The organism is Moraxella macacae 0408225 (assembly GCF_000320365.1).
Taxonomy (GTDB): Bacteria; Pseudomonadota; Gammaproteobacteria; order Pseudomonadales; family Moraxellaceae; genus Faucicola; species Faucicola macacae.
Genome location: NZ_ANIN01000001.1, coordinates 926,496 through 941,196, shown reverse-complemented (window position 1 = coordinate 941,196; position 14,701 = coordinate 926,496). Strand labels below are relative to the sequence as shown.

The 14,701-nt window shown below is 40.9% G+C and carries 11 protein-coding genes; 4 read left to right on the top strand and 7 right to left on the bottom strand.

Going from position 1 to position 14,701, the window contains the following annotated elements; translation table 11 throughout:
* Nucleotides 1-128 precede the first annotated feature (128 nt).
* Complete coding sequence (locus MOMA_RS04295; RefSeq protein ID WP_009767384.1) at nt 129-1,232, top strand: hypothetical protein; 1,104 nt, start codon at nt 129-131, stop codon at nt 1,230-1,232.
* A gap of 140 nt (nt 1,233-1,372) precedes the next feature.
* Here MOMA_RS04295 and MOMA_RS04290 read toward each other — a convergent pair whose 3' ends face one another.
* The 4 genes from MOMA_RS04290 to betB all read right to left on the bottom strand — a co-directional run bounded on the left by MOMA_RS04290 (nt 1,373) and on the right by betB (nt 6,571).
* Complete coding sequence (locus MOMA_RS04290; RefSeq protein WP_009767383.1) at nt 1,373-1,885, bottom strand: Lcl C-terminal domain-containing protein; 513 nt, start codon at nt 1,883-1,885, stop codon at nt 1,373-1,375.
* Between the two features lie 78 nt (nt 1,886-1,963).
* Nucleotides 1,964-3,025 carry an Lcl C-terminal domain-containing protein gene (locus tag MOMA_RS09545; RefSeq protein ID WP_009767382.1) on the bottom strand — a complete coding sequence of 354 codons (1,062 nt, stop codon included), beginning with the start codon at nt 3,023-3,025 and terminating at the stop codon, nt 1,964-1,966.
* Nucleotides 3,026-3,314: 289 nt separating this feature from the next.
* Nucleotides 3,315-5,030, bottom strand: a complete 1,716-nt coding sequence (gene betA, locus MOMA_RS04280) for a choline dehydrogenase (RefSeq protein WP_009767381.1) — start codon at nt 5,028-5,030, stop codon at nt 3,315-3,317.
* Nucleotides 5,031-5,089: 59 nt separating this feature from the next.
* Nucleotides 5,090-6,571: a betaine-aldehyde dehydrogenase gene (gene betB, locus MOMA_RS04275; protein ID WP_009767380.1), complete on the bottom strand. Its 1,482-nt coding sequence runs from the start codon at nt 6,569-6,571 to the stop codon at nt 5,090-5,092.
* A gap of 287 nt (nt 6,572-6,858) precedes the next feature.
* On the opposite strand from betB, the gene betT reads away from it, so the two are divergent.
* The gene (betT, locus tag MOMA_RS04270; RefSeq protein ID WP_009767379.1) at nt 6,859-8,931 is read left to right on the top strand and encodes a choline BCCT transporter BetT; all 2,073 of its coding nucleotides are present in this window, start codon (nt 6,859-6,861) and stop codon (nt 8,929-8,931) included.
* Nucleotides 8,932-9,064: 133 nt separating this feature from the next.
* On the opposite strand, the gene MOMA_RS04265 is transcribed toward betT, so the two are convergent.
* Nucleotides 9,065-9,595, bottom strand: a complete 531-nt coding sequence (locus MOMA_RS04265; protein ID WP_040624815.1) for a gamma carbonic anhydrase family protein — start codon at nt 9,593-9,595, stop codon at nt 9,065-9,067.
* Between the two features lie 106 nt (nt 9,596-9,701).
* Nucleotides 9,702-10,797 (bottom strand): peptide chain release factor 2 gene (gene prfB / locus MOMA_RS04260; protein WP_152411763.1). Its coding sequence is split into 2 segments (ribosomal slippage): nt 9,702-10,724 and nt 10,726-10,797, totalling 1,095 coding nucleotides; the frame shifts between segments, so codons are not numbered across the junction.
* A 115-nt stretch (nt 10,798-10,912) separates the two neighbouring features.
* Here prfB and MOMA_RS04255 point away from each other — a divergent pair.
* Both MOMA_RS04255 and rapA read left to right on the top strand, forming a co-directional pair.
* Nucleotides 10,913-11,203 (top strand): oxidative damage protection protein, encoded by a 291-nt coding sequence (locus MOMA_RS04255; protein WP_009767376.1) that lies wholly within the window; start codon nt 10,913-10,915, stop codon nt 11,201-11,203.
* A 229-nt stretch (nt 11,204-11,432) separates the two neighbouring features.
* Nucleotides 11,433-14,264, top strand: coding sequence for an RNA polymerase-associated protein RapA (gene rapA / locus MOMA_RS04250; protein WP_009767375.1), 2,832 nt, complete (start codon nt 11,433-11,435; stop codon nt 14,262-14,264).
* Between the two features lie 107 nt (nt 14,265-14,371).
* Here rapA and rpmF read toward each other — a convergent pair whose 3' ends face one another.
* Nucleotides 14,372-14,557 (bottom strand): 50S ribosomal protein L32, encoded by a 186-nt coding sequence (gene rpmF, locus MOMA_RS04245; protein ID WP_009767374.1) that lies wholly within the window; start codon nt 14,555-14,557, stop codon nt 14,372-14,374.
* Nucleotides 14,558-14,701: the final 144 nt, after the last annotated feature.

Below are 14,701 nucleotides of genomic sequence, written 5' to 3'. Positions count from 1 at the left end.
ACAAAAGTAACAATATAATAAAAGTAACGTGTTATAAACAGTTGTTACAAACAGTTGTTATAAATTTGGCGGTATTATAGGTTTAGCGGTAAATGATTTAACCCAAATTTCACCCAAAAGGACGTATTATGAAACCCACACACAAAAACCTGCCACGCAAAAACCTGTGGCTTGCTATTTCTGCTGTTGCCACATTGTCTTTAACTGCCTGTGGCGGTGGCGGTAATGACAATAAAAATCATTCCAGTCATAACCACGCTCACCCCCCTCGTCATAGCCAACCGACTCACCCAACTGTACCAAATAAACCAACCACGCCAACCAAGCCAATTGTTCCACAAACGAAAACTGGGGTATTTTTGGACAGTGCAGTAGAGGGTTTAGAAGTATTGCAAAACAATAAGCCCCTTGGTAAAACCAATGCCAAAGGTGAATTTAGCTACAATACCGCAGGCGGAGCACTTACGTTTAAACTCGGTGAATTAACCTTAGGTTTAACCACGCCAAAATCGGTTGTAACCCCAGATGACTTAAATGCACAACGCTTAGAAATCATTCGCACCTTACAAATTTTACAAAGTGCTGATGGTGATAATAATTTAGACAATGGCATTCAAATCAAAAAAGAAGTTGCCGATCGCTTTAAACCCTCTGATTTCCAAGATCTGATCCAACAACAAAACGATGACACATTTAACAACAAACTCAAAGCCAAACTTGACACCAATCGGCAGGTTCAAGACAAACAAAAAGCAATAGAACACCTCATTAAAACCTTACAAACAAAACAAATTACCCACGCTCCAGAAAATGCCAAATTGGCCGAGCAATTTGTTGGTTATTGGGAACAAAGCTGCGATCACCTTCGCGACCAAAACGGAGATGACGTGTTCGTAAAACAAGTATTCCAATTGGTAAAATCAAAAGACACACCAAACACCTTGGTTGCCACAGGTAAAGTTTTAACCAGAGAATATAAAGGGCATGACTGTACTGGCAGCTATGAAGAAGAAAATAACGACAGTGCTGAAGATTTATTTTCTATCAGTGTCATTACCGATGGCTATAACAGCTACGGCCAACAAGAAATAAAAGTGCTTTTCACAGAAAAAGATGCAAACGCCGCCCTTGGCAAAACTGTATGGTTAAACAACAACACATATACCAATAGCGGTTCCAGCGTAAGTTATACTCGCGCATCAAAATTGGCATTTGACTCTAAAGTCCAATAATCAGTAACCAACAACCAATAATCAACAACAATAATCAACAACTTAGCAACGCTAAAAAACCAAATTCTCATTGGAATTTGGTTTTTTGTCATTTTTGCTGTTTGTCGTTTTTTTGTTTTGCTTTTTGTGATTGTGAACGTTTACTGCGAACGCACAGCACGCACAGGATAGCTGTTGGTTTTAATGTTGTTGCCATTATCATGACCTTTATCAAAATCTACGCTCCATGCGTTTTTATGCCGATTGGCACGAGGTGATGAAGACCAGTAATAACTGCTTGCTGTATTGTCAAATATCGATGTATTAATTGCAGGGGTTTGGCATTGGTGCTCCAAAATGGTTTTTAACTCTTTGATATTTGGCAAACGGTAGTGATTGCCAATCTCTTTTGTTGCTTTTAAAGCCTGTTGCCAAGTGTATTTTTTTGCCTCTCCGGTACAAGATTTTCCGTCCCATGTTTGTCCAACACTACAGCGCTGCCAAATTAAACCTGTTTGTTTGTCTTTAACTTCATTACCGCCGTTTAATAATTCAAAACGACTGCTTGGCGTGGTGGCCGAAATGTTACTACTACAAGTTTGGGCAGCATAGCTTGTGGTGGCAGTTATTGCCAAAATCAATGCACCGCTATAAATTTTTAATATTTTGTTCATATGATGATTTCCTTTGATAGCGTAGATTTTACCCACACTGAAATTGTATAAATACCTTAAACCAAATCGTTGTCTTTTTTAAGATCCTGAACGCACAGCACGCACATAAAGTGCATCGAACTTATTGCCATAACTTAAACCACCGTCAAAATTCACGCCCCACACATAGGTAATAAAATTGACATTGGGTGTCGATGACCAATAAAAATCTTCTTGATTGTTGCTAAAGATACTGTTAAGTTTTGGTTTTTCACCACTGTAATCCACAATACTGTCAAGTTCAACATAAGTTGGTAACCGCCAGTCGCTGTAACCGCAGTATTTACTGGCGTTTAGTTCTTTGATGTATTTTTCAGTATTGTCGCTATACGCATCGCCTGCATTACCGCCATTGGTTTTTGGATCTGAATTATACCATGTGTATTGCTTGTATTTGCTGCGCAATCCATCATAACTGTCGGTTTTTTGCTCCCAAGTTAAGCCTGTAACCTTGTCTACAACACAAGTTTCGTTATTGTGCTGGCGCAACTCATAGCTCATTTTTTGACCTGCTTGTACCTCGCCGTCTTGTTGCAACCCGCGCCAATTGCCCTCAAGTTTGCCACATTCAACGTTATTTTTGTCATCATTGCCACATAACGTAATGCCAGTTACAGGCAAGTTGGTGCTTGCGGTTATTTTTGGTTTGGCAATTTTAACCGTTTTGTCAAACAGTTTGGTTTTGCCATCTGTGTCTAACACAACCAATTGATGATTGTCATTGGCATTGGCAGGAGCGGTGCATTGATAAATATGCTTGGTTTCCGTTAAGGTGATTTTGTTTTGCTTATCACAACCTGTAACACTCAAGGTTTTATCAGTTGGTAAATGAGTGCCAATCAGTGTGAGTTGGTAGGGCTTGCCAATGATAGGCTCTGGATCTAAACTTAAGTCAGTTACAGCAGGTTTAGGCGTACTGGGTTTGGGAGTACTGGGTTTTGGGTTGGCAGGCTTAGGGTTGGTGGGTTTAGGGTCGGGTTTTGTAACTTTTGGGGGCGTGGCAGAACTGGTATTAGAATTGCTCGAACCACAAGCTGCCAACAACATACCAGATACAGCGATTGTCAATATTGACAAGTTTTTGTGAAAATTTGTTTGCATGTTTACTCCTAATTTTTTGTAATAACCAAATGCAAAAAACAATCTTTGTTAAACATCTTTGTTAAACAATCATCGGTATCACTGAACGTTTGTTAATTAAGAATGATAATAGTTTTAAAATGATAATGAGAATTATTATAAACAACTTTTAAAAAAATAGCAAACCATCGCAATCCTTTTGACAAAAAACGTACAAAAAAAATGGACGATCATTCGCCCATTTTTATTTAGCATTTAATAACAGTTATTTTAGTTATTTTGGTTATTTTGATTGGTTTGGTTGGTTTGATTATTTTAACATCATTTCATCAAAAACACGCACAGGTTTACCGCGTAGGATATTTGGATCGGCTTTGTGATAAGAAACGGTGGATTTTGCCAATTTTTGTCCGCGCATGGCATCGGCAATTTTTTCACCCATCATAATCGTGGTGGCGTTAAGGTTGCCTGTAATGATAAGTGGCATGATGGAGGCATCTACTACGCGAAGACCTTGTATGCCATGCACACGCCCCTCGCCATCTACAACCGCCATGTCATCTTCGCCCATTTTACAGCTGCAAGAAGGGTGATAAGCAGTCTCGGCATGACGACGCACAAAAGCATCAAGCTCGGCATCGGTTTTGGCAGTGGCACTTGGACTAATTTCACGCCCACGGTAAGGATCAAGGGCAGGCTGATGCATGATCTCGCGCGTGATACGAATGGCATCGCGAAACTCTTGCCAATCTTGTTCGTGCGACATATAATTAAACAAAATGCTTGGGTGATCGTGCGGATTTAACGATTTTAAACGGATACGTCCGCGCGAGGGCGATCGCATAGAACCAACATGTGCCTGAAAACCATGCTCTTCTACTGCATTGCTGCCGTTATAATTAATTGCCACAGGCAAAAAGTGATACTGAATGTTCGGCCAGGCAAATTCTGGACGTGTACGAATAAACCCACCCGCCTCAAACTGATTGCTCGCCCCAATGCCCGTTCCCATAAACAGCCACTTAGCTCCAATCATAGGCTGATTATACCATTTTAACGCAGGGTATAAGGATACAGGTTTTGTGCACTCGTATTGTAAATACATTTCCAAATGATCTTGTAAATTTTCCCCAACGCCTGGCAAATCCTGCACCACAGGAATTTTAAATTCATCAAGCAAGGTTTTGCTACCCACGCCAGATCGTTGTAAAATCTGCGGTGATGCAATTGCTCCGGCTGACACAATCACCTCGCGGTTGGCATGCACCACAATAGGATTTGTGCTGCTTCCTTGCAAATATTGCACCCCAATAGCACGCTTACCAGAAAATAAAATTTTGTCGGTAACCGCGTGAGTTTTGATGGTTAAATTTGGCCGCTGTTTTGACATATCCAAATACCCACGAGCGGTAGATGAACGTCTGCCATTTGGTGTAACCGTTCTATCCATTGGCCCAAAACCCTCTTGTTGATAACCGTTTAAATCATCGGTGCGCGGATAACCCGCCTGTACGCCGGCTTCCACCATCGCATTAAACAGTACGTTATTGCCAATATCCTGATCACGCTGTGAAGTCGCAACACGCACAGGCCCTTGCCCACCGTGATAGTCATTTTCGCCAATATCACGCGTTTCGCTTTTTTTATAATAGGGCAAACAATCGGCATATGTCCAGTTTTCAAGCCCTTTTAATGTAGCCCAATTGTCCAAATCCATTGCATTACCACGAATATAGCACATGCCATTAATCAAAGACGAACCGCCAAGTCCTTTACCGCGACCACATTCCATACGGCGGTTATCCATATAAGGTTCAGGATCAGTCAAATACGCCCAATTATAACGACGCCCTTGTAAAGGATAAGCCAAGGCAGCCGGCATCTGCGTGCGAAAATCAAAACGATAATCAGGACCACCGGCTTCTAGCAGCAACACACTCACATCACTATCTTCGGTTAAACGCGTAGCAAGCACATTACCGGCCGATCCTGCTCCAATAATAATATAATCATAAGTTTCAGTCATAACAATTCCTAAATAACGTTCATTTGGCAAGTGAAATTTCGTCAAAAATCACACAAATCTCATTCACTAAATACAGACACAAATTTGTCCATTTCTACTTGTATGGATTTTATCCGCGTATAATGTTCAAGCGTGCTGATGCCATTTTCACGCCCAACCCCTGATTGTTTGTAACCACCGACAGGCATTTTGGCATCCGACTCGCCCCAGGTATTTATCCAACAAATACCCGCGTTCAGTTTGTGGATAATTTTATGAGCGGTGTTAATGTTTTGGCTGACCACGCCTGCGGCTAGTCCATAATCGGTATGATTGGCACGATCAATCGCTTCATCAATGGTATCATAAGTCAAAATACTCATCACCGGCCCAAAAATCTCATCGGTAACAATACTCATATCATCGGTACAATCGGTAAACACCGTTGGCATAACAAATGCCCCACAAGCCAAATCACCCACTTCTTCTTTAGTGGCACGATAACCGCCGTACAATACCGTTGCCCCTGCTTGTTTGCCTTGTTCGATATAATCCAACACTTTATCCATATGGGCAAAACTTGCCACAGGCCCCATGTTAATAGTAGGATCAAGCGGATCGCCAAGTTTAACAAACGTCATGCGTTTAACAATTGCTTGTTCAAATTTGGTTTTTAAGGATTTTGGAATAAACACCCGCGTACCATTGGTGCAAACTTGCCCCGAGCTATAAAAATTTGCCATCATCGCAACATCGGCTACCAAATCCATATCTGCATCTTCACAGACAATCAGTGGTGATTTTCCACCAAGCTCCATCGTTATTTCTTTTAACGATGAACTTGCTGCCAATGCCATCACTTTTTTGCCTGTTGCCACACTGCCTGTAAATGAGATTTTTTCAATTTCTTTGTGTTCGGTTAACATAGCCCCAACCGAACCGTCGCCTTGCACCACATTAAACACCCCATCAGGCACGCCTGCTTCGGTATAAATTTCAGCCAATTTTAAGGCGGTTAACGGTGTAACCTCGCTTGGCTTAAAAATCATCGCATTGCCAGCAGCCAAAGCCGGAGCGGATTTCCATAAAGCAATTTGAATGGGATAATTCCACGCTCCAATGCCTGCCACAACTCCAAGAGGTTCACGGCGTGTATAAAAAAAACTGTTTTCACGCAGTGGCACTTGAATGCCCTCAATACAAGTGGCAAGCCCTGCATAATACTCAAGCACATCTGCCCCTGTTACAATATCAACCGCTATGGTTTCGCTAATTGCCTTGCCTGTATCTATGGTTTCAAGTTTGGCAAGTTCATCATTACGCTTGCGCAAAATCGACACCGCCTTTAACAAAATACGGCTGCGTTCAACCGCAGTCATATTTGCCCAAATTTTTTGTCCTTGTTTGGCCGATTGTACCGCTTTTTCAATATCCGCTTTCGATGCCACCTGAATACTGGCAATTACCTCGCCTGTGGCAGGATTGATTGTGTCAAAGGTTTTATCACTTGTGGCATTGACGTATTGTCCATGAATGTATAATGATTGTGTTAAATTTGACATAAAAACTCCAAAATATTTGTATCATTTGATAACTTAATAAATCCGATACATCAACTAATAAAAAAAGAAATTAATAAAAAAAGATATCATTTTTTAGTAAAAATAAAACAACAATTATAATAGCAAAAATCATTAAAAACCGCAAATATTTGATTTTAATTATAATTCTTGTTATTATTCTGTAATTTATTTTAACATTAATCAATTTTAAAGTTTTGTTAACATTTAATCTTGGCGTTAAAATATTGATAATTCATAGGATTTTTACAAAAAAGGGTCTTTTTTATATGAATAATTTGGATTTAACAAAAGAAGAAAATAAGCATGATATTCCCCCAACCAAACTCAATAAAGCCGTATTTTACCTATCGGCTGCAATTATTGTATTTTTTAGTTTTTATACAATTTTATTTAACCAAAGTGCATCGCTGATTTTAGATACCGTGCTTGGTTGGGTAAGTCATACGTTTGGTTGGTATTATTTTTTTGCAGCCAGTGTGTGTATTATTTTTGTGTTGTTTTTGGCGTTTTCGCGTTATGGGGATATTAAACTTGGTCCAAAACACTCACGCCCTGAATTTAGCCTGTTAAGTTGGTCGGCTATGCTGTTTGCTGCTGGCATTGGCATTGATTTGATGTTTTTTTCGGTAGCCGAACCGATTGTACAGTATATGTCGCCACCGATTGGCGATCCACAAACAGCAAAAGCAGCCAGTGAAGCCTTGATGTGGACGATTTTTCACTATGGCATGACAGGGTGGTCTATGTATGCTTTGATTGGCATTGCACTGGGTTATTTTGCATTTCGTTATAATTTGCCTTTGTCGATTCGCTCTGCTTTATATCCGATGATTGGCAAAAAAATTAACGGCGTTGCAGGTGATACCGTAGATGTGGCAGCAATTTTGGGGGCAATTTTTGGCATTGCAACCACTTGTGGTATTGGAGTTGTGCAATTAAATTATGGCTTACACATTATTTTTGGCGTACCAGAAAGCCTGGTTTGGCAATTGATTTTGATTGTGCTTGCGGTGATTTTAACCATTATTTCTGTAACCACAGGAGTGTCAAAAGGCATTAAATTTTTATCAGAATTAAACATTTATTTTGCCATAGGTTTAATGTTGTTTGTGTTGTTTTTGGGCAATACCGAATTTTTGTTAAACGCAATGGTACAAAATGTGGGGGATTATTTGGCACAATTTCCAAGTTTAACCCTAAATACCTTTGCTTATGAACAATCTGCCAAAACGCAACAATGGGTACAAGATTGGACACTGTTTTTTTGGGCATGGTGGATTGCGTGGTCGCCTTTTGTTGGTTTGTTTTTAGCACAAATTTCTAAAGGACGCACCATACGTCAATTTGTGTTAGGCACATTGTCAATTCCGTTTATGTTTACATTGGCATGGTTGTCTATCATGGGTAACAGTGCTTTAGATCAAGTGATTAAGGGCAATGTTGCATTTGCTGAAAAAGTAACAGCGCGCCCTGAAATTGGTTTTTTTGAATTGTTGTCATTTTATCCATGGTTTGAATTTACCGCGGTTTTGGCATTTATTTCAGGATTTTTGTTTTATGTTACATCAGCAGATTCAGGGGCGTTGGTATTAAGCAGTTTTAGCTATAAAAGTAAAGACAGTCATAGCATGCCTCCTGTGTGGAATCGTATTTTTTGGGCGGTGGTCATTGGTGCGTTAACCATTGCTATGCTTATGACAGATGGGGTTACAGCACTACAAAAAGCAACCATTATCATGGGCTTGCCTTTTAGTTTTGTGATGTTTTTTGTAATGGCAGGCTTGTTTAAGTCATTACGCTTAGAAGATTTTCGCGAAGCATCTACTAAAATTAACGCAGGCCCTGTAACCGGTAACGTTGACATTCACAACTGGCAAACACGCCTAAACCGCATCACCTCTTACCCAGATAAAACCACAACCAAATCCACACTGGATACCATCTGTCTACCTGCAATACAAACGGTTGCAACCGAACTTGCCAAAAAAGGTTTGTCGGTTATGGTAAATAATACACCAATAACAGAGCAGGCTGATTTGGCAGAACATGCTGATTTGTATCAAATTGATCTGGAGATCGTTTATCAAAACGAACAAAACTTTATCTATGGCATTCACCCTGTGGCATATCCTGTACCAATACGCCCCATTGTCCCTGATGGTCAAAACAACTATTACCGCTTAGAAACACATTTGTTTGATGGGTTACAAGGCAATGATTTGTCAGGTTATGACAAAGAACAAGTCATTAATGACATTCTTGATAAATATGAAAGACATCGGGCGTTTTTGCATTTTAACCGTGCCACGCCAGGCAATCGCCCTGTGTTTGATGAATAAACGATCAATCGTTTTTGTCAATTGCTAACAAATTTTTATCAATTGCTAACAAAACTGCCAATAAAACGCGTCAATCAATCGCTTAACGTTTTATTGGCAAACACTATTATTGGCAAACACTACAACCAAATCACTACAATTCAATTACGGTTAAGTTTTGTTTAAAACTTTGGGCTTTTTCAACATACATTTGGGCGGAAAGTTTAAGTTTCTCCGCCTGTTCCCAACTTAAGGTTTTTACCACTTTACCAGGACTTCCCATAACCACTGAATTATCAGGAATTTGCATGCCTTCGGTGATGAGTGTATTTGCACCAATGAGACAATTTTTGCCAATATTGGCATGATTTAGCACCACAGCACCGATACCGATTAGGCTATTATCACCAATCGTGCAACCGTGCAACATTGCCAAATGTCCAACTGTTACGCCTTGTCCGATATGAACTTGAATGCCTGCATCGGTATGAATGACGCAGTTTTCTTGGATATTGGTATCATCTCCAATGTGGATAGTACAGTTATCACCACGAATCACCGCTCCAAACCAGACACTGACATTTTCACCCAACACAACATCGCCTATCACTTGAGCGGACTCGGCTATCCAACCTGTAAACGGCGTGTTATGGGTGATTTTTTTATCTTGGTATTGATAAATCATAAAAACTCCTTTTTTTAAAATTTCCTTGCTAATTGCTGTTTTTAACATTGCAACCGTTTTATCAAAACAACTTTATCAAAACAATTTGTCAAAATGGCTGCCAAAACTACAGCCCTGCTTTTAAACTTGCCTCAATAAATTTATCCAAATCGCCATTGAGTACCGCGGTGGTATTAGATGTTTCTACCCCTGTGCGTAAATCTTTAATGCGCGAGTCATCAAGCACATAAGAGCGGATTTGTGAACCCCAACCAATGTCAGATTTAGAATCTTCCAAGGCTTGTTGTTGTTCCATACGCATTTGCATTTCGCGTTCGTACAGTTTGGCACGGAGCATTTTCATTGCCGTTTCACGGTTGGAGATTTGACTGCGCTCACTTTGACACGCCACCACTACCCCTGTTGGTAAATGAGTGATACGCACCGCAGAGTCTGTGGTATTGACATGCTGGCCACCTGCACCGCTTGAACGGTAAGTATCCACGCGCAAATCAGCAGGGTTTATGTCAATTTCAATATTGTCATCAATCTCAGGTGATACAAACACCGCAGAAAACGAGGTATGACGGCCATTATTACTGTCAAAAGGCGACTTACGCACCAAACGATGCACCCCAGTTTCGGTACGCAACCACCCAAAAGCATAATCCCCCTTAATATACACAGAGGCACTTTTTAATCCGGCCACACCACCTTCGGATACTTCCACCACTTTGGCATCAAAACCGTGAGCCTCGCACCAACGCAAATACATACGAAGCAACATTTCCGTCCAGTCTTGTGCCTCGGTACCGCCAGATCCCGCTTGAACATCTAAATAGCAGTTATTGCTGTCCATTTCTCCGCCAAACATGCGTTTAAATTCCAAATCAGCAACGTTATTTTCAGCTTCGTTAAGTTCCGCTTGCACTTCATCTAAAAGACTTGCATCATTTTCTTCTTGTGCCAATTCTAACATAGCGCGAGCATCGTCTAACTGCTCATCGAGAGCCACAATCACGCCAATAATGCCGTCAAGTTTGGCTTTTTCTTTGCTAATTTTGGTGGCTTTATCAGGATCTTGCCACAGTTCTGGATTTTCTAATTCAAGGTTTAGCTCTTCTAAGCGTTCTTGCTTGCTTTCGATGTCAAAGATACCTCCGAAGTTGGTCGCCACGGTCGGCTAAATCTTTGATATGTTCTAAAAATGGGTTGATTTCCATGAGTGTCGCCTTAATAATATATAAAAATGCACAAAATAAAATTGACAAACATTTTAACATATTTTATCAAATTTGTTAAAGCAATCATTTAACCGTGTTATGATAGGAACTTTTTATGACCGAAATGTTTAACCCAAAAGCCAATTTGGTTTTTTGTCGCAAATACAAGCAAAATCTACCAAAACTCCCCGCACCGCCTTTTCCCAATGCCAAAGGGCAAGAAATTCAAGACACTGTATCAGCCAAAGCTTGGCATGAGTGGCTTGAACTGCAAACCATGCTAATTAATGAAAATCATCTAAGCATGATCGATAAAGACGCCAAAAAATTTATCAACGAGCAGCGTGATAAGTTTTTGGACAACGCCGATTACGAAAAACCAAAAGGCTACACGCCACAGGGGTGATTTTGCAAAATTTTGGTAACATATTTGGTAACAATATTTGATAAAAAATATTTGGCAACATACCAGTATTTATCACCAATTTTTACCACACCCCACTTGGCCATACAATATGAAAAATACAACAAAAAAACCAATTTTACTATCTTAAAATCAGGTTTTTTGTTATGATAGACAGTTAATCTTTTTTATAAGAACTTTTATCAAAAAACTTTTTTCAACTGGTTTTCACATGATTGATTTTGCAATTGGACAACGTTATCTTTCGGATACCGAAAATGAATTGGGCTTGGGCGTGGTGGTTTTGGTAGATGACCGCTGTGTGCATATTTTATTTCCGCAAAGCGAAGAAACTCGCGTGTATGCCAAAGTATCCGCACCGCTATCACGCGTGATCTTCAAAACAGGTGATAGCATTCACGATCAAGAGGGCAACACGTTTACCGTAACGGATATGGAAGTTGTGTCAGGCGTGTGTCGTTATCATGTTGCAGAACTTGACAAACCAATCATGGAAGCTCGTTTGGGCGCAAACATCACCCTTGCCAAACCGCTTGAACGTTTGTTGGCAAATCGCATTCACCAAAACGATTGGTATGCACTGCGACAAGAAATTTTACACACACAAGCCAACCTTGCCAATCACCCACTCAAAGGCCTGATGGGTGCAAGGGTGGATATCATTGAACATCAACTGTATATTGCCCATGAAGTCGGTAAACGCATAGTGCCGCGCGTTTTGCTTGCTGATGAAGTGGGGCTTGGCAAAACCATTGAAGCTGGCTTGATTATTCACCAACAATTGTTAACAGGCAAGGCAGAACGCGTGTTAATCCTTGTACCTGACAGCTTACAATATCAATGGATGATTGAACTGCGTCGGCGCTTTAACCTTGAATTTTCGATTTTTGATTTGGTGCGAACCGCCGCCATTGCCGAACACGATCCCACACAAAATCCTTTTTTAACCGAACAATGCATCATTGCAAGTGTGGATTTGTTGCTTGACCATGAGGATTTACACGAAAAAGCCTTAGAAGCTGGTTTTGACTTATTGGTGGTTGATGAAGCCCATCATTTGCATTGGAATAGCGAACAAGGTGGCAATGACAAATACGCACTGGTAGAAAGTTTTGCCAAACAAACCGCAGGGGTGTTATTGTTAACCGCCACCCCTGAACAGTTAGGCTTAGAAAGTCATTTTGCCAGGTTGCGACTGCTTGATCCGCATCGTTTTATAGATTTGGACAGCTTTTTGGCAAGCGAGGATCGTTTTGCCCAAATTGCCCAAATTGCTGAGGCATTGTTAAGCAATGACCCATTAAATGATGGACAAAAATCGGCTTTAACTCAACTGCTTGGACATGAAATTATTGATGATGAAATGGGGCGTGGGCGAGCAATTAACGAGCTATTGGATCGTCATGGAACGGGGCGTGTGTTATTTCGCAACACGCGTGAAAGTGTCGCTTGGCTTATTCAAGGCTTTCAAGGACGTCGCTCCGTGGCATACCCATTGCCTTTGCCCAACAGTTGGCAAAACAGCTACCACACTCAAGGCAAATTGCGCGAACAATTATGGAGCGAAGAGCAACAGCCCAATGGTGATTGGCTAGAAAACGATCCAAGAGTTGTGTGGCTAATTGACACCTTAAAACAACCACTCAAGCACAAAAAAGTACTGTTAATTGCACGCAGTGGCACAGTGGTAGAAAGTCTAGAAGCAGTGCTGCGGCTACACGCAGGCATTAAAACAGCGATCTTTACCGAGCAAATGAGCCTACTGGAACGCGATCAAGCAGCCGCCTATTTTGCTGACCGCGAAGGTGCTCAGATTTTATTGGCATCTGAAATTGGATCTGAAGGACGCAATTTTCAATTTGCCAGTGATTTGATTTTGTTTGATTTGCCTGCCAACCCTGACACGCTTGAACAACGTATCGGACGGCTTGATCGTATCGGACAACGCCAAGAAATCTGTATTCACGTCCCTTATGTAACAGGAACGGCAACCGAACGTTTGTATCGTTGGTATGATGAAGCCTTGGCTATTTTTAATCAAATTTCACCAACCGCCCAAACTGTGCAAGAATATTTTATCGCTGAATTAAAACCGCTGTTAGAGGGCAAAGGCACAACCGCCGATTTTGATGCCATTCTTACCAAAGGATACCAACAACGCCTTGAATTAGAAGCTATGATGCAACAAGGGCGTGATAGACTGCTTGAGTATAATTCCTGTCGTCCACGTGTGGCTGGCAAAATTGCCTATACCATGCGAGAATTTGATGACACCAATCACCTGCCACGTTTTTTTGAGCGGTTTATGTCGTCCATTAACATGGATTTTAGCGGTCAACGCGATGGCTCTCTTATGCTTCACCCAAGCGATGAAGTGCAACTACAAGGGTTGGCTGTTCCTGAAGATGGCATGAGCTTAACCTTTGAACGCGATCAAGCCTTGGTGCGCGAAGATTTGGCGTTTATGACTTATGAACACCCATTAATGCAAAGTATTTTTGAAAGCATTCATTCAGGTTCGTTTGGCAATGCCACCGTTGCCACATTGCAAAGCAGTGCTATGCCAGAGGGCATGCTGTTATTGGAGGTAAACTTTCGCGTAGAGGCGATCGCCCCAAAACTACTCAATTTAACAGGTTACCTAACAAAACCAATTGTACGCGTATTTTTAAGCCAACAAGGCACAGATTTTAGTGAAAAAATCCGTGCAGATATGATTGCACCACACATTTATCGGTTGGATAAAAGCCGTGCAGGGCAAGTCATTAAAGCCCGCCGTGATATCATTGAACAACGTTACGATCAAGCGGTTGGCATTGCCAATGCACAACTTAGCACCATGAGCCAAGAAGCCCTTGAACGTTTTAATCAACGCTTTGAACGCGAAATTGAACGCTTGCAATATTTAAAAACCATTAACCCAAATGTGCGCGATAGCGAAATTTCTCAGTTGCAACGCCTACACCAACAAGGACAACACGCCTTACAACAGCTATCCTTAATTCCTGACAGCATACGCGTGTTAATCACGGTAAAACCGTAAATTTTAATCCTAGCAAAAAAGGCTTATGTTGCATTCATAAGCCTTTTTTATTCACACTGTTTTTGTTAACATTTTGTTAACATTGTTTTTATTAACACTGTTTTTAGTTATTCGCTAACTGCTTTTACAGCAAATAAATTGCGACCACGGTAAAAACCGTCTTTAGTCATATGATGGCGAATGTGTTTTTCACCAGTTTCTTTGTCAATAGACACCGCATTAACAATCATGTGATCGTGTGAACGGCGCATATCACGACGCGAACGGCTTTTGCGATTTTGTTGAACAGCCATGAGTTTAGCTCCTGTGCTTCTAAATTAAGCGATTGAAAAGCATGACAATGGTAAATCCACGCCCCACAATCAGTAAACATTATGAACGCTCTATTATACCTAAAAACACAATAATAAAAAAGCCCTTATCTGCATTTTTTGTAA

What these genes read in the sequence shown, in the direction of transcription:
- MOMA_RS09545 (WP_009767382.1), bottom strand. Translation starts at nt 3,025, where the DNA reads ATGCAAACAAATTTTCACAAAAACTTGTCAATATTGACAATCGCTGTA.
- MOMA_RS04255 (WP_009767376.1), top strand. Translation starts at nt 10,913, where the DNA reads ATGACCGAAATGTTTAACCCAAAAGCCAATTTGGTTTTTTGTCGCAAA.
- MOMA_RS04295 (WP_009767384.1), top strand. Translation starts at nt 129, where the DNA reads ATGAAACCCACACACAAAAACCTGCCACGCAAAAACCTGTGGCTTGCT.
- betT (WP_009767379.1), top strand. Translation starts at nt 6,859, where the DNA reads ATGAATAATTTGGATTTAACAAAAGAAGAAAATAAGCATGATATTCCC.
- rpmF (WP_009767374.1), bottom strand. Translation starts at nt 14,557, where the DNA reads ATGGCTGTTCAACAAAATCGCAAAAGCCGTTCGCGTCGTGATATGCGC.
- rapA (WP_009767375.1), top strand. Translation starts at nt 11,433, where the DNA reads ATGATTGATTTTGCAATTGGACAACGTTATCTTTCGGATACCGAAAAT.
- betB (WP_009767380.1), bottom strand. Translation starts at nt 6,571, where the DNA reads ATGTCAAATTTAACACAATCATTATACATTCATGGACAATACGTCAAT.
- MOMA_RS04290 (WP_009767383.1), bottom strand. Translation starts at nt 1,885, where the DNA reads ATGAACAAAATATTAAAAATTTATAGCGGTGCATTGATTTTGGCAATA.
- betA (WP_009767381.1), bottom strand. Translation starts at nt 5,030, where the DNA reads ATGACTGAAACTTATGATTATATTATTATTGGAGCAGGATCGGCCGGT.
- MOMA_RS04265 (WP_040624815.1), bottom strand. Translation starts at nt 9,595, where the DNA reads ATGATTTATCAATACCAAGATAAAAAAATCACCCATAACACGCCGTTT.